Genomic DNA, 18260 nt, shown 5'->3' with positions numbered 1-18260 from the left:
TCTAGGTGGCCTTGCCGCGCGGGATGGGACTGGTGCTCACTTCTCCGGGCGGGACCGAGGGTTCGGCGTCCACGTCGGTGGTTCCCAGCCGGGCATAGAGATCCGGGTGGCGTCGCGCGAGCCGCGCACCGAGCGCCAGCCCGATCGCCAGGCTTACCGGTGTCACGGCGACGAGGACCGCGTTCACGGCGGGTCCTGCTGCAGTGAGCAAGTCCATCTTCGCCACGATCAACCACGTCGCGTAGGTCAACATGGCGAGGGCGGCTGCGGGCGCTACCCGCACCCTCCACACCGAATGCCCGCGGCGATCCCGCCAGAAGAATGCGAGTACGGCGGCGGCGGCCATGGCCTGGAGTACGACGATGCCGACGACGCCAGGCGAATTCACCCAGAGCAGGAGCTGAAGGTAGGGGTCGGCGCCGGCGAGCGCGAATCCGACGATCACGACCATCGCAAGCAGACTCTGCACGGCGCTCGCCACGTACGGCGACTTGTAGACCGGGTGCAGTGTGCCGAGGACCCGCGGCAGTACGTGCTCGCGCGACAGCGCGAAGGCGTAGCGGGTGATCGCGTTGTGGAACGCGAGCAGGCTGGCGAGGATGCTCGTGATGATCAGCAGTTCCATGAGCGTGCTCGCCCAGCCGCCGACGTAGTTCTCGATGGCGTCGAAGTACATTGCGGCGGGATCGGAGGCTGCGAGCGCGAGCGCCTGATCCGGGCCGTAGGCCTGGATGATGATCCACACCATGAAGGCGTAGAAGAGGCCGAGGAATGCGACCGCCAGGTAGGTCGCCCGGGGGATCGTCCGGGAGGGATCTTTCGCTTCCTCCCGATACAGGGCGGTCGCTTCGAACCCGATGAACGCGGCGAACGCCAGGGTCAGCACCCCACCCAGGCCGGGACTGAAGACGTGGGCGGGAGCGAACGACTCGACGCCGAGCCCCTCGGCGCCGCCCCGGAGAAGGACGGCGGCCGCGAGCAGGACGAGGATCCCCGTCTCGGCGGAGAGCAGCAGGATCAGGAACCGGGCGCCGACATGGACCGATCGCGACCCCAGGAACCAGACGAGCCCGACGCCGATCAGCGACCACAGTCCCCACGGAAGATTCAGTCCGACCAGATCCGCCATGGTGGACTGGGTGAAATACCCGAGGGCGCCGAAGATCCCGATCTCGAGGGCGTTGTAGGAGACGAGGGCGAGTACCGCGGCCGCGAGGCCCCAGCGGGGGCCGAGTCCGATCGAGATGTACGAGTAGAACGCTCCCGCGTTGTGGATGTACTTGCTCATCGCGGTGAAGCCGATCGCGAACACGCCCAGCGCGAGTCCGGCCAGGATGTACCCGCCGGGCGCCCCGATGCCCGCGACGTTCAGGGCCAGGGGAGCCACCCCCGCCATCACCAGCAGCGGCGCGGCGGCCGCCACGACGAAGAACACGATGCCGGAGGTGCCGAGGGCGCCGCCTTCCAGCTGCGTGCCGGAGGCGGGTCCGGGTGCGGATTTCTTCATGAGGGACGTCTCCAGTCAGGGCAAGGGCGCGGCGGCGGGGAAACCCGGGGGCGCGGATACGCGACGAGGTTCTAATCGAATGTGTTTCGATTAGACTAGAACGTTGTGACCGGCGCCACAAGGGCATAATCGAATGAATTTCGATTGGAGAGGTGGGTGCACCGATGGGCAGACCTCGCGTCGCACGCCTGGACCGCGAACGCATCGCGGAGGCGGCGCTCGAACTGGTCGATCGTGACGGCGACTTCAGGATGCCGGATCTGGCCCGGCACCTGAATGTGCAGGTGTCGTCGATCTATCACCATGCCAAAGGCCGCGCGGCCGTCGTCGAACTGGTTCGCCACCGCGTCGTCCGGGAAATCGACGGATCGGCCTTCGAGCGCCTGCCCTGGGACGAGGCCTTCTCCGAATGGGCCCGGTCCTATCGGGCAGCGTTCAGCAGGCACCCCACCGCCATCCGCCTCCTGGCCACCGAGACGGTGCGCGATCCCGGCTCGCTCTCGGTGTACCACTCGGCGGCGGCCGGACTGCGCGACGCCGGCTTCCCGGACGACCACATCATGGCCGTCATCACCGCCGCGGAGAATTTTCTCCTCGGGGCCGCCCTGGACGCGGCCGCGCCGGAGGTCATGATCGAAGCGGATTCGACGACGACCGACGACGCCCTGACGCGGGCGCTTGCCGCCGCACCCCGCGGCCCAGAGAGGGCCGAGCAGGCGTTCGAACTCGGCCTGGCGGCCCTGCTGGCGGGCTTTCGCAACCTCCTGCAGGAATGCGGCGCGGTGCGGCGGTAGCGCCGAACCTCAGTGAACCTGCGTGCCGCCCAACCAGGTTCGAGTCACGGCAAGGTCACTGAGCGCCTGCGTGGACGACAGGTCGTAGGGGTCGACCGGCAGCTGGATCATGTCGGCCCGCATTCCCGGCCGGAGGCAGCCCCACAGGTTCTCCTCGAATCCCTGATAGGCGACGCCGGCCGAATACGCGGCGAGGGCTCGTTCGAGGCCGACGCGTTCGCGCGGCAGCCATCCTTCCGTCGGTACGCCGGACGGGGTCTGGCGGTGAATCGCGGTGGCAATTCCCTTGATCGGCTCGTAGGCGGTGATGGGCCAGTCACTGCCGAAGGCCACCCGTGCACCTCGCTCGGTGAGGGTTCCGATGCGATACTGCTGCGCGCTTCGTTCGGCCCCGATCCGCGGAATCGTCAATTCCGTCATCAGGGCGTCGAGTTGGGCCCACAGCGGCTGGAAGTTGGCGACCGCCCCGAGGGACGTGAACCGGTCGAGGTCGTCACCGTCGACCAACTGCAGATGTGCGATCGTGGCGCGCCGATCACGCGGACCGTTGCTGCGGTCCACGTGCTCGATCGCATCGAGCGCCATGCGCACCCCGGCGTCGCCGATGGCATGGATGTGGATCTGGAACCCGAGCCGGTCCACTTCGGCCGCAGCCCGAGACAGTTCGTCCGTCGTCCAGTTGCTGATGCCGTGGGAGTGCGGACAGTCCGTGTAGGGCGCGAGAAGCGCCGCCGTACCGGCCTCGATCACCCCGTCGGCGAAGAACTTGATCGTTCCTGCCCGAACCGCGTCGCCGCCGCGTTCCTCGACCTTCCGCCGCGTCAGGGCGAAGGCCTCCCGGTCGGTCTCCCAGCTCTCCGGGGTGGCACGAAACGCGAGGTTGGCACGGGTCGACAGCCTCCCGCGGTCCGCGGCGGTCAGCCAGACCTCGACGTCGTCGAGTTCGGTCCACGCATCCTGCACCCACGTGATGCCCGCGGCGGCAAGCATCTTCGACACCGTCGCCAGCGCATCGACCCGGTCGTCGAGGGTCACCTCCGGCACCAGTGCGAGAACCGGATTGATCGCACCCCATTCACGCAGAGTGCCGAGCAGCTCACCGTCGGCGGTTCGCACGATCTCTCCGCCTGCCGGGTCCGGGGTGTCCCGAGTCAGTCCGGCACACCGCAGCGCCGCACTGTTGACCCACGCGGTGTGATGGTCCATCGTGCGCAGGACCACCGGCCGGTCCGGCACCACACTGTCGAGCCACCGGGCCTCGAAGCGCCCGCCCTCGGCGAGCGTCGGAGAGACCCCATCCCCGAATACGCAGGCGGCTCCGGGATTCTCGTCCGCCCACCGGCGCACCTCGCGCAGGACCTCGTCGACGTTGCCGCAGTCGCGAATCGAGGCCCCGCGCAGACCGAGCCCGCCCATCAGCGGGTGGACGTGCCCGTCGCCGAACGACGGCAACAACGCGCCCCCACGCAGGTCGATCAGTTCGGTGCGGCTCGACTGCAGGGCACGAGCCCGCTCCCCCAGCGCGACCACGCGGCCGCCGGCCACGGCAAGCGCGTCGGTGACCGGCCGGTCGGGATCACCGGTGTGCACCGTGCCTCCAACGACGAGCAGTTCGGCGTCCACGACACCTCCTCAAATTAATCGAATATGATTCGATTAAGCTAGGTCGTGCTCGGGCCTGCGTCAAGAGTTGCCCGGTCGCGGGGCGGAAACGGAGAGTTCAGCCGCCCTCTTGCGAATCGTAGACCGGTCGTATACAACTGGTGTACGGCCTTTTCGTGATCGGCTTCACAGTCGGATGAAGGCAAGAAAAAAGCGGGCTCGGCAGCTGTTGGAGCAGCCACCGAGCCCCGGCAGCACCATCTGCGCGACCGTTCGAGTCGCCTACTTGGAGGTAGGCGCAAGGACGTGCAGCTCGTCACGTAGCGACGATTCGACCTAGGAGTCGACTATGGCAACCGCCAACAACAAATCTATCAATCGCAGACCCCACACCAGCCTGCCCGTCATTGCAGGTTCGAGCCTCGCCGGTACCGCAGTCGAGTGGTACGACTTCTTCCTGTACGGAACAGCGGCGGCGCTGGTGTTCAACAAGCTGTTCTTCCCCACCGAAGATCCCCTGGTGGGCACCATGCTCGCGTTCGCCACCTACGCGGTCGGCTTCGTGGCGCGCCCCCTCGGTGCCGCGGTGCTCGGGCACTACGGGGACGTCAAAGGCCGGCGGGCCACCCTGATCGCCAGCCTGATGCTGATGGGCGTGTCGACCTTCCTCATCGCCTTCCTGCCCACCTACGCGTCCATCGGCGTCGCCGCACCGTTGATCCTGGTGCTTCTGCGGCTGGTGCAGGGCTTCGCCCTCGGTGGCGAATGGGGTGGCGCAGTCCTGCTGGTCTCCGAACACGGCGATTCGAAGAGACGGGCGTTCTGGTCCGCCTGGCCGAATCTCGGTCCGCCGCTGGGCAACCTGCTGGCGGCCGGGGTGCTCGCAGTCCTCGGGTCCACGCTGTCGGAGGACGCGTTCCTGTCCTGGGGATGGCGGATCGCCTTCGGGCTGTCGTCCCTGCTGGTGATCATCGGTCTGGTGCTGCGGCTGTACGTCGCGGAGACCCCGCTGTTCGAGCAGTCCCGGGACACCGCGACCGCCGAGAAGAAGGGCATGCCGCTCGCCGCGGCCGTCCGGGGACACTGGCGCCAGATCCTCCTCGCGGCCTTCACCCGCTTCGGCGAGAACGCCGGCTTCTACATCTTCTCGCTGTTCGTCATCACCTACATCACCCAGATCCTCGAACTCGAGCGCAGCACCGGGTTGAACGCCGTCATGATCGGCATGGTCGTCGCCCTGGTGACGATCCCGATGTTCGCCGTGCTCGCCGACCGGATCGGCCGGCGACCGATCTACATCGCCGCGTCCGCCGCCACCATCGTGTGGGCGTTCGTGTTCTTCGCGCTGCTGGACACGAAGAATCCGGCGGCGATCACCCTCGCGGTGTCGGTGGGACTGCTGATCTTCGCGGCCTACAGCGCCGTGATCGGCGCGTTCTTCTCCGAACTGTTTCCCACCGAGGTCCGGTACTCCGGGGTGTCGCTGGCCTACAACCTCGCGTCCGTCCTGGCCGGCTCGCTCGCCCCGATCATCGCGATCGCGCTCTACACCCGGTTCGGCACCGGATACGCCATCGGTGCCTATCTCGCAGCCATGGGAGTCATCTCCCTGATCGCCTCACTTCTCGCGCGGGAAACGCAGTCCGTGGATCTCGCGGCCGTGGGCGACGAGGCCATCTCCCGGACACCGGAAACACCGGCGTCCGTCCACAACTGACTCTCCTCGAAGGGGCAAGCCATGACGACATCGAAGACCACCGGGGCAACGGCACCGGGGCTGGCCTACGAGTGGCTGAAGAACACCATCATCACCCTGCCCCGCGACGAGGAGATGTTTCTGTCCGAGGCGCAGGTCGCCGCGTCCTCCGGAATCTCCCGAACCCCCGTGCGCGAGGCGCTGTTACGTCTCGAGGCCGAAGGCTTCATCCGGCGAGTGCCCCACAAGGGCGCCTTCATCCCGGCGTTGTCCGACAGCGACGTCGAAGCCATCATGCAGGCCCGCCGGGTGGTCGAGGAATGGTCGGTCACCGAAGTGGCGCCCCAACCGGGCCTGGTACCGGACCGGCTCCGCATTCTCCTGGACCTCCAGGAGAACGACACCGACCCGGTCGACTTCATCGCGCACGACCTCGAATTCCACACGGCCATCATCCGTGCGGCCGGCAACCCACTGATGAACAACTTCTACAGCTCACTGCGGGACCGTCAGATGCGGATGGGAATCCGCATCGTCATGGCCGACGAAACCCGCAAGAAGCAGGTTCTCGTCGAGCACCGCGCCATCGCCGACGCGATCGCGGCAGGCGATCCCCACGCCGCGGTACAGGCGGTGCGGGAACACCTCGACACCACCCTGCAGTCAATGAAACGGCCGAACATCTAACGGCACGAAGGAAACCCATGAAGATAGCCCTGGCTCAACTGGCCAGCCCCGATTCCGAAACCCCCGCGCATCGACTCGAGCGCGTGCGCAACCTCCTGACCGGGCTCGACGAGCGCGTCGACCTGATCGTTCTGCCCGAGCTGTGGCGCGTCGGATACAACCACTTCGACGGCTACTCGACAGCCGCGGAAACCCTCGACGGCGGTACCGTCCAGGTTCTGGCAGCCGTCGCCGTCGAACGGCAGTGCTACATCCACGCCGGCAGCATCGTCGAACAGGGCGAAGAGGGCAGGCTGCGCAACACCGCGGTCCTGATCGGCCCCGACGGACAGATCCAACACCACTACAGCAAAGTTCACGTGTTCGGATACGACTCCCTCGAAGCGCAGCTCCTGCAGCCGGGGACGCAGATCCACACCACCGATACGCCGTTCGGCTCGATCGCGGCCACCACCTGCTACGACCTGCGGTTCCCCGGATTGTGGACCGAATTGGTCGCCGCCGGAGCACAACTCGTCATCGTGCCCGCGGCCTGGCCGAAAGCCCGAAAGGAGCACTGGCGGCTGCTGACCTCGGCCCGCGCCGTCGACAACCAGGTCTTCGTGATCGCCTGCAACGCCACCGGCACCCACAATTCCGTCGAACTCGGCGGCCACAGCCGGATCGTCGACCCGTGGGGAACGGTGATCGCCGAGGCGGATTCGTCCGAGGGCATCACCATCGCCGAGATCGACCCCACCGTGGTCGACCGCACCCGCGCCGAGTTCCCGGTCCTGAGGGACCGGCTCGACGACTACAGCTTCCTCAACCGCAGAAAGGTCCTTTCATGACCGGCGCCACCACGGAGGTGCTCACCTTCGAAACCCTCGATTCCTCCGAGATCCTGCAATTCGGCGACGGCCGAACCCTGGTCGCCGGGTACACCGGCCGCGACGAAGCAGCGGTGCAACATCACATCGACGAGCTCGCCGCCATCGGAGTCGCACCGCCGGCACAGGTGCCGATGTTCTACCCCGTCGAGATCGCGACGATCACGACCGCGACGCAGGCCCCCGTCACCGGCGCGCACACCTCCGGCGAGGTCGAGCCGGTGATCCTGAGGCACCGTGGGCGGTACTACCTCGGTGTCGGCTCCGATCACACCGACCGCCAACTCGAGACCGTCGACATCGGTGATTCGAAGCGGGCGTGCCCGAAGCCGGTAGGCCCGGCCGTCGTCGAGATCGCGGACTGGGCGTCGTTCGACTGGGACGCGTGCCGGGCCCGATCGTGGGTCGACGGGGTCCTGTATCAGGACGGCACCCTGGCCAACCTCCGTACACCGCACAACCTTCTGCAGATCTTCGCCGACCGGATCGGCGACACCGGCGAGGACCTGCTCTGCTTCGCAGGCACCCTGCCGCTGCTCGACGGCAAGTTCACCCCCGGTCACCGGTGGGACCTCGAACTCACCCTGCCCGACGGCCGAACCCTGACCCACTCCTACACCACCGAAGGACACTGACATGCGCACCGGAGCCGACTACCTGGCCTCCCTGAACGACGGGCGGGTAGTGCTCGTCGACGGGGAGAAGATCGACGACGTCACCACCCATCCGGCTTTCGCGCCCGTGACCCGGACGATTGCCGAGCTGTTCGATCTGGCCGCGGACGAGGCCAACGGCATGCAGTACGTCGCACCCGAAACCGGGAACGCGGCCAATCGGGTGTTCTCGATTCCACGGTCGCGGGAGGAGCTTGCGCAGCGGCGGGAGGCGATCGAGCGGTGGGCGAAGCACACGCACGGCTGGATCGGTCGTAGCCCCGATCATGTGGGGACGTTCCTCGCCGCGTTCGCCGCGCATCCCGAGGTGTTCGCGGCCGAGGGTGGGCACGACTTCGGGGCGAACGTGTCCGAGTTGTACCGGCGGCTGCTCGACGAGAACCTCTACGTCTCGTACGCGATCATCCCGCCGCAGGTCTCACGCGCGACGACGGCGTCGGGCTGGGAGGGCGAGTACCTGCAGGCCGGCGTGGTCGAGGAAACCACGGAGGGTCTGGTCATCCGGGGTTCGCAGATGCTCGCGACCGGCGGGGCGATCGCCGACGAAATCTTCGTCTCGTGCATCAAGCCGCTCGGCCCGGACGACAAGGACTTCGCCGTCGGGTTYGTGGTCCCGACCAACGCCCCCGGTCTCAAGCAGTACGTCCGCCGCCCGTACATCCCGGCCGCGACGAGCTCGTTCGACTACCCACTGACCTGCCGCTACGACGAGCCCGACTCGCTCCTCGTCTTCGACGACGTCCTCGTGCCGTGGGATCGAGTGTTCGTCGACCGCGACACCACCGGCGTCCGCCGACAGTTCTTCGAGACCGGCGCCCACGTTCTCGGCAACTGGCAGGCGCAGATCCGCTTTGCGACGAAGCTCGAATTCATTGCCGGCGTTGCGCGTCGGGTCACCCAGGTCAACGGGGTGGACAAGATCCCCAGCGTTCAGGAGAAGCTCGGCGAGCTCGCCGCACTCGTCAGCGGCGTCCGTTCCGCGGTGCTGGCCGCCGAGTACACCGCCGAGCCGGATTCGGCCGGGATGTGGTTGCCGGGCAGGCAGGCGCTGTACGGGTCGATGGGCCTGCAGTCGGAGATCTACCCGCGGGTGATCGCGATCCTGCGCGACCTCGTCGGCGGCGGTGTGCTGCAACTCCCGTCGAGTGTCAAGGATCTCACCAGTCCGCTGACGTCCCGGGACATCGAGCACTACGTCCAGTCCCCCGGTGTGCCGTCCGAGGAGCGCGTCAAGCTCTTCAAGCTGGCCTGGGACATCATCGGATCCGAATTCGCCGGACGACACCAGCAGTACGAGATGTTCTACGCCGGTGCCCCTTTCGTGGTGAAGGGTGCATACACGTACCGCAACTACGACTACGACAGCGCCGTCGCGGCAGTGCAGCAGTTCACCGACGGCTACAAAGCGGAAAGCGAGTAAACCATCATGGCCAAGCCCGAATTCGAATTCTTCCCGGTCACCGACGTCGAGTGGACGGTATGTCCGGGTGACGATCCGAAGATCACCGAACGCATCCTCGCCAAGGACCCGGAAGGCAACGTCGCCACCCGGATCCTGCGCTACGAACCCGGCGCCGACTCGACACCGATGGGCGTGCAGAAACACGACTTCTGGGAGGAGGTCTACATCCTCGAGGGGTCGTTCACCGACCTGACCCTCGGCGAGACGTTCACCGCGGGAATGTACGCCTGCCGGCCGCCCGGCATGCCGCACGGCCCCTGGAGCACGGACGAAGGCGTCGTCACCTTCGAAGTCCGGTACCACAGTAAGTAGGCCCACGATGACCCTTCCGGCATTCCACGCCCCCACCCCGACGGACATGCGACGAAGCATGGGCCGGTTCACCACCGGCGTCGCCGTCGTCAGCGCCGACGACGGCGACGGCAACCCCAGCGCCATGACGATCAGCTCCCTGACCTCGATCAGCCTGGACCCGGCGATCCTGCTCGTCTCACTCACCCACGGCTCCCGCACCACCGAGGCCGTGGAAGCCGCGGGGTCGTTCGCCGTGTCCGTCCTCGGCTCCCGTCAGGAAGCCCTCGCCCGCCGCTTCGCCACGCGGGGCGGCGCCCGATTCGACGACCTGCCCTGCGATCGCAGCCGCTCGGGTCTGCCGCTGATCAAAGATGCTCTGGCCCAGCTCGAATGCAGGGTCCACAGCGCCCACGACATCGGCGACCACCGCGTCTTCTACGGCGAAGTCACCGACATGCGCTGCCGGGAGGGCACCGGCCTGGTGTTCTACTCGGGGCGGTTCGGCGACTTCCACGACTTCGGTCACGACGAAGTCCCCTGGTTGTTCTGATCCGGCCGAACCTGCTCGCCTGCGCATCACCGACGGTGCGCCGGCGAGCACGTGTAATTCGGGGTCCTCGACAGGACTACCGGGTGGAGCCCCGCACGACGAGTCGTCCGTGGAGGTGCCCCGGGGGGACCGGCCGGTCGGAGTTGTCGAGGCGGTTGACCAGCAGTGTGACGGCTACGCGGGCAAGGTGTTCGGGCTGCAGGTCCACCGAGGTGATGGGGGGAACGGCGGATCGGGTGTGTTCCGAGTCGGAGCCGCCGACGATCTGCACGTCGCCGGGGACGTCGAGTCCTCGTTCCCGGACCCGCGCGAGCACCCCGGCCGCGTGCCGGCCGGTGAGGCAGTACACCGCGTCGGGTGGGTCGCTCCGGTCGAACAGTTCGTCCGCGGCGTCGCGTCCGCCGGCCTCACCGGTGGTCTCGGGCCGGATGGCGACCCGAGCGTCCTGACCGCGCGTCGCTGCCCACGCGCGGTAGGCGGCCTCAGCGCCCAGGTTCCACGAATTGGGATCAGTTCCGGCAACGAGAGCCACTCGCGTCGCCCCCGCGTCCTCGAGGTGCCGCAGCACTCGGCCGGTCATGAGTTCTGTGTCGGTGTCGAGCCAGGCGTCGTACGCAGCCCTCGCCGGATCCTTGCCGACGGACAGGAACGGCACCCCCTCCCCGAGGAGCATCTCGATGAGGGGGTCGTTCGTGACGGGTTCCGTGATCAGGAACCCGTCGCAGGCGAGGGCGGCGGCCGGCGACTCGTCGCGGGTCGGATCGGACACCAGCATGAGCCCGTATCCGAAATCCATCGCGGCCAGAGCCGCCGAACCCGCGAATCGCAGGAAGTAGTCGACGCCCTCGGGGAGAGACGAATCCAGTGTGTCGAGTGGCCGGAGCACGAGGGCGAGCACGCCGAGACGGTTGCTTCGCAGGCTCCTCGCCACCACGTCCGGCCGGTAGCCGAGGGATTTTGCGACCGAGCGGACACGCTCGCGCGTCGCGGTGGCGACGACGCCCTTCCCGCTGAACGTGTGCGACACCGTCGTGGTCGACACCCCCGCGTGCCGAGCCACGTCGGCGATGGTGGGCCTCGATCGCTTCTCCGTCACGCACTCAGGCTACCAACAGCCCGACCTGCACCAAATCGATTTGTAATTTCGCTTTTGCGACTCTTGTCCAAATCGATTTGGTTCCGTACGGTGACCGGGGTCACGCCAGATCGGCGATTGCGCCCACCAGCCGCACATCCGTGCTCATCTATCCGGAGGACCCCATGGCATCGACAAAAGCAGACCCGCGCGCGGTGACGCCAGGCGAAACACCGCCGGCCGATCGCGCCGGGCGGGTGGAGACACACGGCATCGACTTCATCCCCGACAGCGAACGGCACGGCCGCGCCCGGGACCTGTTCGCGGTGTGGGCGGCGCCCAACGTGAGCTACCTGGCCCTGGTCGTCGGCGGCGCACTGATCCTGATGGGCCTGTCCTTCTGGCAGGCGCTGGCGGTGATCGTGGTCGGCAACCTGTTCTCGATCCTCACCGGGATCGTCGCCGCCAGCGGACCCGCGTCGGGCACGCCCAGCGAGGTGATCACGCGGGCGATCTTCGGCATCCGCGGCAACCGGGTGAACATTCTCGTCACCAGCTGGTTCATCAGCGTCTGCTACCTGGCGCTGAACTGGGCGGCCGCGTCGTACACGGCCTTCCGGCTCGTCGAACGGTTCGGGATCGATGCGACCACCCCCGTCAAGGTCGTCGTCATCCTGGCGATCGCCGCCGTCACGCTGGCCATCGGCGTGTACGGGCACGCCACGATCGTGCGGCTCTACCAGCCGCTGGCCCTGGTGCTGACGTCGATCTTCGTGGTGATGGCCGGGTACGTCCTCGGTAACGCCGACTGGGGCTACCAGCCGGCGGAGGCACTCCACGGAATCGGCCTGTGGGCGACGGTGGCCGCGGGTGTGTCGATCGTGGCGTCGGCTCCGCTGTCCTACACCAACAGCGCGGACTTCGCCCGCTACCTGCCTGCGACCACCTCGCCGGTCTCCGTCGCCGTGTGGACGGCGCTGGGCGCGTTCGTCCCCAGCGTGCTGTTCACCGCGCTCGGCGCACTCGCCGGTACCGGGCTCGACATGGCAGACCCGCAGATCGCGCTCGAGACCATTCTCCCGGCGTGGTTCACGCCGATCTTCCTGCTCGCCGTCATCGTCGGCACCATCGCCAACAACGCGATGACCGCCTACAGCTCCGGGCTCGCCCTGCAATCGGTCGGCCTGCGCCTGCGCCGCTCGCGCAGCGTCCTCCTCGACGGCTCGATGGGTGTGGCCATGACGCTGTACGCCCTGCTCGTCTCCAACTTCCTCGACACCGTCAGCAACATGATGCAGCTCGTCGTGACCGTGATGGGTCCCGTCATGGCCGTGTACGTCGCCGACGTCCTGTGGCGACGCAACCGCTACGACGGCCTCGAGCTCGGCAACGAAACCAGCAGCAGCCCCTACTGGTACAGCGGTGGGATCAACTGGGCGGGAACGGTCGCCGTCTTCACCGGCATCGCCGCAGCCGCGCTCTGCGTCGCCGCCCCGGTCTACACCGGTCCGATCGCGAACGCGGTCGGCGGCGTGGACCTGTCACTGCCGGTCGGGTTGATCGTGTCCGCAGCACTGTACGTCGTGCTGATGCGTTCGTACCGCACCCGATGATCGACTGTGATCGGCGAGCACACAGCACTATTCACACCGGAACCACAGCGAGGACGACGATGACCGAGACCAGTACCGACCACTCCCACGTCAGCGTGGACGACACCCGGCCGCGCGAACGCGGCATCGCCCGCGGCACGCAGCTGCGCACCGACCTGCCCGCGTCCGTCGAACTGTATCTGCGCCTGTTCGACACGGTCGGCGTGAGCGAGCCCCGGACCCGCGACAGCGCGCACCGCCTCGCGGATGTCCTTGCGGCGTGGGGACCCCGGTATCTCGAGGAGATCGAGGGCATCGCTGCCGGCGCCGGGCTCGAGCCCTGGCACGTGATGGCGCTGAACGGCCGGACGGAGATCCTGTCGCAGGCGACCGCCGCTCGCCCGGGCGAGTGCTCCACCATCGCCTACGCACCCGCGGATCGTCCGTCGGCGCCGTTCGGCGTCCAAACCTGGGACTGGCACGAGGAACTGGACCCGTTCTGGCACACCCATCAGGTGCGCGGAACCCGCCACAGTTACGTGGGGCTGACCGAGCACGGCATCCTCGGCAAGATCGGGATGAACAGCGCGGGTCTCGGCGTGTTCTTCAACATCCTCGGCCACCGCGACGACGCACCGGCCGGGGTGCCCGTGCACGTCCTGTCGGCGGCGGTCCTCGGTGAAGCCGGAACCGTGGACGAAGCCCTCGAGTTGCTGCGCTCGGCACCGATCGCCACCTCGGGCGCACTGACCCTGATCGACCCTGACACCGTCGCGTGTGCCGAGGTCAGCCCCGTCGGCGTCGCGACGCTCCGCCCGAGCGACGGATTCCTCACCCACACCAACCACTTTCTCGACCCGGCCAACGCCGCCCGCGAGAAGACCGGTCTGTACGAGCCGGACTCGCAGGACCGCTACGGTCTGATCGCCTCCCGGCAGCAGCGGTACGCCGAGCCGGCCGTCGCCGATCACCTCGTCGAGTACCTGCACTCCGACCCGGGGCAGCCTCAGCTGTGCTGCGTCCCCGCCCCGGATGCGGTCTTCGGTCAGCGCTGGGCCACCCTCGCGACGGTGCTGCTCGAACCCGAGCACCGCCGTGCCCGCATCCTCGCCGGCACACCGATCGACGCCCGCCGACGGTCGTGGACCACACTCGACGCCACCGGGACCGCCTGCGTCGTCGGCGGGTGACGCGGCGGCCTGTCCCGGGTACGTGAGCGGCAAAGCGTGTGCCCGCACTCTTTCTCACTCACCTGGGGTCAGGAGACCAGATTCGCCGAGGCCCAGTCCATGTGCGTCTGAATCGCTGTGGCCGCTTCGTCGGCGTCGCCGGTTTCGATGGCGTCGACGATCGCGCTGTGGCGGCCGACGTCCATATTGCCGACGGCGCGGTCGAGGCCGGCGAACATGATCGACATCCGGATCGATCCTTCGAGGGAGATCCACGAGTGCAGGAGTGTGTCGTTGCCGGTGAGGGTGCACATGGTGCGGTGAAAGTTCAGGTCGGCCTCGATGCGGGCTTCGAGGACGGCGGTGTCCATGACGTCGAGGGCGGCGCGCAGTTCCGCGATGACGGTGGTGCGGTCGGCCAGGCCGGCGAGTTCCCGGACGGCCAGCGCCTCGAGTGCGGCGCGGACGGCGAAGATGTCGCGGATCTCCTTGGAATCGAGATGCCGGACGTACAGCCGGCCCCGCGCGCCTGCGGAGATCAATCCCTCCTGCTGGAGTTGCCGCATCGCCTCGCGGAGCGTGCCGCGGCTGATTTGCAGCATCTCGGACAGTTCGGTCTCCACGAGCGGGCTGCTCGGCGCGAGTTCCCCGCTGGTGATCGCGACCCTCAGGGCGGCGACGGCTTGCTGACGGAGACTGGTCTTCTCCAGCCCGAGCAGTGCGGCGGGTTGTCCGGCCATGGGTGCCTCCGTGGGGTCAGCGATCAACTGTCGACAGCGGTCTGTTGACAGCAACCTGTTGACAGCCATCGTACGGCCCGCGCCGCCCGGCCTGCGGCGTGGGCCGTACGCGCTGGTCATGCCAGTTCGCCCAGAACCTTGGCGACGATCCGGTCCGTGCTCAGGCCGTACCGCTCGTGCAGGGTGGGCAGGGCACCGGCGTCGAGGAACTGGTCCGGGAGAGCGATCGGCACGATCCGCTTGCCGAGCCCGGCCGTGACGACGGCGGCGGCCACGGTCTCGAACAGGCCGCCGATCACGGTGTGATTCTCCAGGGTGACCACGAGGCGGTCGGTGTTCACCTCCGCGAGAACGGTCTCTGCGTCGAACGGTTTGATCGTCGGCGTGTGCACGACCGCCACGTCGACGTTGTGCTCGGCGAGTCGGTCCGCGGCCTGCAGAGCGCGCATCGTCATCAGCCCACTGGTGACGAACACGACGTCGTTGCCGCCGCGGAGCACCTTGGCCTTGCCGAGTTCGAACGTGTAGTCGTACTCGTCGAGCACGGTCGCGACCTTCCCCCGCAGCAGCCGCAGATAGGTGGGACCGTCGGAGGCGGCGAGCTGCGGGACGGCCTGTTCGATGTCGATCGAGTCGCACGGGTCGACGATGGTGAGGTTGGGGATGCCCCGGAAGATGGCCATGTCCTCGGTGGCCTGATGGCTGGGCCCGTAGCCGGTGGTCAGTCCGGGGAGGCCACCGATGATGTTGACGTTGAGGTTCGGTTCGGCGATGTCGAGGCACAGGAAGTCGTAGGCGCGGCGCGCGGCAAACACCGAATACGTGGACGCGAACGGCACCAGACCGGTCTCGGCCATCCCGGCGGCGGCTCCGAGCAGGAGCTGTTCGGCCATCCCCATCTGGAAGAACCGGTCGGGGAACTCCTGAGCGAAGATGTGCATGTCGGTGTACTTGGCGAGGTCGGCGGACAGGCCGACGATCTTGTCGTTCTCCCGGGCAGCCTTCACCAGCGCGTGCCCGAACGGCGCGGACGTGGTCTTCTGGCCGTCGTCGACGAACGAGGCGATCATGGCCGAGGTCTTGAGCTTCGGCTTGCTGGCGGTGGTCATGTCAGGCGTCCTTGTGGTCGAAGCCGGCGGTGAGTTGGTCGCGGCAGATCTGCCACTCGTGTTCGTCGATGCGCATGAAGTGCGCCTTCTCCCGGGACTCGAGCAGGGGCACACCCTTCCCGACGCGGGTGTCGCAGAGGATGATCGACGGTTTGCCGTCGGATTCGGCGGCGGCGTTGTCGAACGCGCGCACCAGTGCGGTGACGTCGTTGCCGTCGACGCGTTCGACGTGCCACCCGCAGGCCGCCCACTTGTCGTGCACGGGTTCGGTGCTCAGCACCGTCGAGGTCGCACCGTCGGCTTGGAGGGCGTTGATGTCGACCATCGCGGTGAGATTGCCGAGCCGGTGGTGGTGGGCGCCCATCGCCGCCTCCCACGTCGAACCCTCGTCGAGTTCGCCGTCGGAGAGGAAGTTGAAGACGCGGGCGGTGGAGCGCTGGTGACGCAGACCGAGGGCCATCCCGACCGCGATGGTCAGACCGTGGCCGAGGGAGCCGCCGGAGATTTCCATGCCGGGGGTGTACGTGGACATTGCCGACATCGGGAGGCGGGAGTCGTCTGAGCCGTAGGTTTCCAGTTCGCTGCGGTCGATGATTCCGGCCTCGGCGAGTGCGGCGTAGAGGCCGATGGCGTAGTGGCCGGTGGACAGCAGGAACCGGTCCCGGCCCTCCCATGCGGGATCGTCGGCGCGGTAGCGCAGTTGGTCGGCGTAGACGGTGGCGAAGATGTCGGCGGCTCCGAGCGCCTGCCCGACGTATCCCTGGCCCTGTTCCTCACCCATGTCGATGACGTTGTGCCGCATGCGGTAGGCGAACTGTTCGACGGTCGCGATGCGCGACGCGTCACTGGTCGTGTCTTCGACCGCGGTGGTGGCGGTTGTGATGGTCACAGGAGTTCCTTTTCCTTGCGGATCGTGGGCGTGGTGCCGGTGGACGTCGGCGCGTCGGTGCTTTTGGAATCGGTGCGCGCCGCAGCCTCGGCGGCGAGGCGCCGTTCGGTGGGTCCCCAGGTCTCCCTGGTGATCAACGCCGCCCACAGTCCGATCAGGGCGTACGTGCTGAACAGCAGCGCCGGACCCCACCAGCCGAAGGAGACGAACAGCAGCGTGGTGACGAAGGGGGTGAAGCCGGAGACCATCGCCGAGATCTGGTAGGCGAGGGACGCTCCCGAGGCTCGGCGCGAGGCGTCGAACAGTTCGGGGAACCACGCTCCCTGCGCTCCCGCCATCGAGTTCTGGCAGACCGCGTAGGCGATCACGATGGTGGCGATGACCAGGATGAACAGACCGGTGTTGACCAGAAGGAACATCGGGATTCCGAACAGTGCCGCGAAGGCGCAGGACGCGATGTAGAGGGGGCGTCGTCCGATACGGTCAGTGAGGCGGGCCCAGGCGACGGTGGCGAAGACGCCGATTGCGGACGCGATGCACAGGGCGACAAGGGTTTCGGACTTTCCGGCGAGACCCTGGTTGTGCAGGTAGGAGATCATGTAGGTGATCGACACCGCGTAACCGGCCGTCTCGGCGACTCGAAGACCGATACCGCGCAGAATGTTTCGCCAGTCGTACTTGATGGATTCGAGTACCGGGGATTTGACGATGTCGCCCTCGTTCTTGACGTCCTCGAAGACCGGGGACTCGGGCACTTTCGACCTGATGACCAGGCCGACCATCACCAGGACGATGCTGGCGAGGAACGGTACCCGCCAGGCCCAGTCGCCGCCGAGGTGCACGCTGAACAGGAACACCAGATTCGCCAGCAGCAGCCCGACGGGGAAGCCGGCCTGCACGATGCCGGTGAACTTACCCTTGGACTTCCAGGGGGCGTGCTCGTAGCTCATCAGGATCGCACCGCCCCACTCGGCTCCGAACGCGAGGCCCTGGACGACGCGGACGAGGACCAGCAGCACCGGCGCGATGAGCCCCACCTGTGAATAGGTGGGCAGCAGGCCGATCGCGAAGGTCGCGAGACCCATCGCGATCAGTGATGCCACCAGCACGGGCTTGCGGCCCAGCTTGTCCCCGAGATGTCCGCCGAGCACCCCGCCGAGCGGGCGCGCAGCAAAGCCGACACCCAGCGTCGCGAACGCGGCGAGTGTTCCGGTGACCGGGTCGGCGCCCGGGAAGAAGGCGGTACCGAAGTACAGCGCGGCGGCCGTGCCGAAGCCGATGAAGTCGTACGTCTCGATCACGGCCCCCACCGAGGAGCCGATTGCTACGCGCTTGGCGTCCTTCGTGCCATGGACGGGACCTCGCATCCTGAGTGTTTCGGTACTCATGGGGACTCCTCTTCGGGCTGCCGGTTTCTACGATTGCCGCCGATTTGTTGACTGTCAACAGTGCGGTTCCAACAGTGTGATCCGAGCCACGTCCATATGTCAACCGTTACCCGCCGACGGTTGACTGTTAACAGTCGATCGGCTTACTGTGGTGGCAGTCACC

The 18260-nt window shown here is 67.4% G+C and carries 17 protein-coding genes; 10 read left to right on the top strand and 7 right to left on the bottom strand.

Annotation, left to right across the window (positions count from 1 at the left end; genetic code table 11):
* Position 1 precedes the first annotated feature (1 nt).
* A complete protein-coding gene (locus AC1D1G_RS04750; protein WP_477951381.1) occupies positions 2-1507 on the bottom strand; it encodes an APC family permease in 1506 nt (501 codons plus the stop codon).
* A gap of 164 nt (positions 1508-1671) precedes the next feature.
* On the opposite strand from AC1D1G_RS04750, the gene AC1D1G_RS04745 reads away from it, so the two are divergent.
* The gene (locus AC1D1G_RS04745; protein ID WP_477951380.1) at positions 1672-2301 is read left to right on the top strand and encodes a TetR/AcrR family transcriptional regulator; all 630 of its coding nucleotides are present in this window, start codon (positions 1672-1674) and stop codon (positions 2299-2301) included.
* 9 nt (positions 2302-2310) lie between these two features.
* Here AC1D1G_RS04745 and AC1D1G_RS04740 read toward each other — a convergent pair whose 3' ends face one another.
* Complete coding sequence (locus AC1D1G_RS04740) at positions 2311-3924, bottom strand: amidohydrolase (RefSeq protein ID WP_477951379.1); 1614 nt, start codon at positions 3922-3924, stop codon at positions 2311-2313.
* 328 nt (positions 3925-4252) lie between these two features.
* Here AC1D1G_RS04740 and AC1D1G_RS04735 point away from each other — a divergent pair, with 328 nt between their 5' ends.
* The 7 genes from AC1D1G_RS04735 to AC1D1G_RS04705 are packed head-to-tail and all read left to right on the top strand — an operon-like array spanning position 4253 to position 10135.
* Positions 4253-5620: an MFS transporter gene (locus AC1D1G_RS04735; RefSeq protein WP_477951378.1), complete on the top strand. Its 1368-nt coding sequence runs from the start codon at positions 4253-4255 to the stop codon at positions 5618-5620.
* Between the two features lie 21 nt (positions 5621-5641).
* Positions 5642-6286, top strand: a complete 645-nt coding sequence (locus AC1D1G_RS04730) for a GntR family transcriptional regulator (RefSeq protein ID WP_477951377.1) — start codon at positions 5642-5644, stop codon at positions 6284-6286.
* 17 nt (positions 6287-6303) lie between these two features.
* Positions 6304-7116 (top strand): carbon-nitrogen family hydrolase, encoded by an 813-nt coding sequence (locus tag AC1D1G_RS04725; RefSeq protein WP_477951376.1) that lies wholly within the window; start codon positions 6304-6306, stop codon positions 7114-7116.
* Positions 7113-7790: a DUF2848 domain-containing protein gene (locus tag AC1D1G_RS04720; protein WP_280782749.1), complete on the top strand. Its 678-nt coding sequence runs from the start codon at positions 7113-7115 to the stop codon at positions 7788-7790. Before AC1D1G_RS04725 ends, AC1D1G_RS04720 begins: the two co-directional genes overlap by 4 nt.
* Before the next feature lies 1 nt (position 7791).
* Positions 7792-9249, top strand: a complete 1458-nt coding sequence (locus AC1D1G_RS04715; protein WP_317570873.1) for a pyrrole-2-carboxylate monooxygenase subunit — start codon at positions 7792-7794, stop codon at positions 9247-9249.
* Positions 9250-9255: 6 nt separating this feature from the next.
* On the top strand, positions 9256-9603 hold the full coding sequence (locus AC1D1G_RS04710; protein WP_016884597.1) for a cupin domain-containing protein: 348 nt from the start codon (positions 9256-9258) through the stop codon (positions 9601-9603).
* 7 nt (positions 9604-9610) lie between these two features.
* Positions 9611-10135 (top strand): flavin reductase family protein, encoded by a 525-nt coding sequence (locus AC1D1G_RS04705; RefSeq protein WP_005237834.1) that lies wholly within the window; start codon positions 9611-9613, stop codon positions 10133-10135.
* A gap of 76 nt (positions 10136-10211) precedes the next feature.
* Here AC1D1G_RS04705 and AC1D1G_RS04700 read toward each other — a convergent pair whose 3' ends face one another.
* On the bottom strand, positions 10212-11231 hold the full coding sequence (locus AC1D1G_RS04700) for a LacI family DNA-binding transcriptional regulator (protein ID WP_477951375.1): 1020 nt from the start codon (positions 11229-11231) through the stop codon (positions 10212-10214).
* A gap of 164 nt (positions 11232-11395) precedes the next feature.
* On the opposite strand from AC1D1G_RS04700, the gene AC1D1G_RS04695 reads away from it, so the two are divergent.
* The gene (locus AC1D1G_RS04695) at positions 11396-12823 is read left to right on the top strand and encodes a purine-cytosine permease family protein (RefSeq protein WP_477951374.1); all 1428 of its coding nucleotides are present in this window, start codon (positions 11396-11398) and stop codon (positions 12821-12823) included.
* Between the two features lie 59 nt (positions 12824-12882).
* Positions 12883-13992 (top strand): C45 family autoproteolytic acyltransferase/hydolase, encoded by a 1110-nt coding sequence (locus tag AC1D1G_RS04690; protein WP_477951373.1) that lies wholly within the window; start codon positions 12883-12885, stop codon positions 13990-13992.
* Positions 13993-14060: 68 nt separating this feature from the next.
* Here AC1D1G_RS04690 and AC1D1G_RS04685 read toward each other — a convergent pair whose 3' ends face one another.
* From AC1D1G_RS04685 to AC1D1G_RS04670, 4 genes are all read right to left on the bottom strand, one after another.
* On the bottom strand, positions 14061-14711 hold the full coding sequence (locus AC1D1G_RS04685) for a GntR family transcriptional regulator (RefSeq protein WP_280782771.1): 651 nt from the start codon (positions 14709-14711) through the stop codon (positions 14061-14063).
* A 116-nt stretch (positions 14712-14827) separates the two neighbouring features.
* A complete protein-coding gene (locus AC1D1G_RS04680) occupies positions 14828-15820 on the bottom strand; it encodes a transketolase family protein (protein ID WP_283353034.1) in 993 nt (330 codons plus the stop codon).
* Position 15821: 1 nt separating this feature from the next.
* A complete protein-coding gene (locus AC1D1G_RS04675; RefSeq protein ID WP_477951372.1) occupies positions 15822-16709 on the bottom strand; it encodes a transketolase in 888 nt (295 codons plus the stop codon).
* Positions 16706-18097, bottom strand: coding sequence for an MFS transporter (locus AC1D1G_RS04670; protein WP_283335725.1), 1392 nt, complete (start codon positions 18095-18097; stop codon positions 16706-16708). Before AC1D1G_RS04670 ends, AC1D1G_RS04675 begins: the two co-directional genes overlap by 4 nt.
* Between the last annotated feature and the right edge of the window lie 163 nt (positions 18098-18260).

Source organism: Rhodococcus sp. P3_B8 (genome assembly GCF_056402775.1).
The sequence above is the reverse complement of the archived record's forward strand: the minus strand, read 5'-3'. Positions and strand labels throughout refer to the sequence as shown.

What these genes read in the sequence shown, in the direction of transcription:
- AC1D1G_RS04705 (WP_005237834.1), top strand. Translation starts at nt 9,611, where the DNA reads ATGACCCTTCCGGCATTCCACGCCCCCACCCCGACGGACATGCGACGA.
- AC1D1G_RS04750 (WP_477951381.1), bottom strand. Translation starts at nt 1,507, where the DNA reads ATGAAGAAATCCGCACCCGGACCCGCCTCCGGCACGCAGCTGGAAGGC.
- AC1D1G_RS04690 (WP_477951373.1), top strand. Translation starts at nt 12,883, where the DNA reads ATGACCGAGACCAGTACCGACCACTCCCACGTCAGCGTGGACGACACC.
- AC1D1G_RS04735 (WP_477951378.1), top strand. Translation starts at nt 4,253, where the DNA reads ATGGCAACCGCCAACAACAAATCTATCAATCGCAGACCCCACACCAGC.
- AC1D1G_RS04695 (WP_477951374.1), top strand. Translation starts at nt 11,396, where the DNA reads ATGGCATCGACAAAAGCAGACCCGCGCGCGGTGACGCCAGGCGAAACA.
- AC1D1G_RS04720 (WP_280782749.1), top strand. Translation starts at nt 7,113, where the DNA reads ATGACCGGCGCCACCACGGAGGTGCTCACCTTCGAAACCCTCGATTCC.
- AC1D1G_RS04745 (WP_477951380.1), top strand. Translation starts at nt 1,672, where the DNA reads ATGGGCAGACCTCGCGTCGCACGCCTGGACCGCGAACGCATCGCGGAG.
- AC1D1G_RS04710 (WP_016884597.1), top strand. Translation starts at nt 9,256, where the DNA reads ATGGCCAAGCCCGAATTCGAATTCTTCCCGGTCACCGACGTCGAGTGG.
- AC1D1G_RS04725 (WP_477951376.1), top strand. Translation starts at nt 6,304, where the DNA reads ATGAAGATAGCCCTGGCTCAACTGGCCAGCCCCGATTCCGAAACCCCC.
- AC1D1G_RS04680 (WP_283353034.1), bottom strand. Translation starts at nt 15,820, where the DNA reads ATGACCACCGCCAGCAAGCCGAAGCTCAAGACCTCGGCCATGATCGCC.
- AC1D1G_RS04730 (WP_477951377.1), top strand. Translation starts at nt 5,642, where the DNA reads ATGACGACATCGAAGACCACCGGGGCAACGGCACCGGGGCTGGCCTAC.
- AC1D1G_RS04685 (WP_280782771.1), bottom strand. Translation starts at nt 14,711, where the DNA reads ATGGCCGGACAACCCGCCGCACTGCTCGGGCTGGAGAAGACCAGTCTC.
- AC1D1G_RS04670 (WP_283335725.1), bottom strand. Translation starts at nt 18,097, where the DNA reads ATGAGTACCGAAACACTCAGGATGCGAGGTCCCGTCCATGGCACGAAG.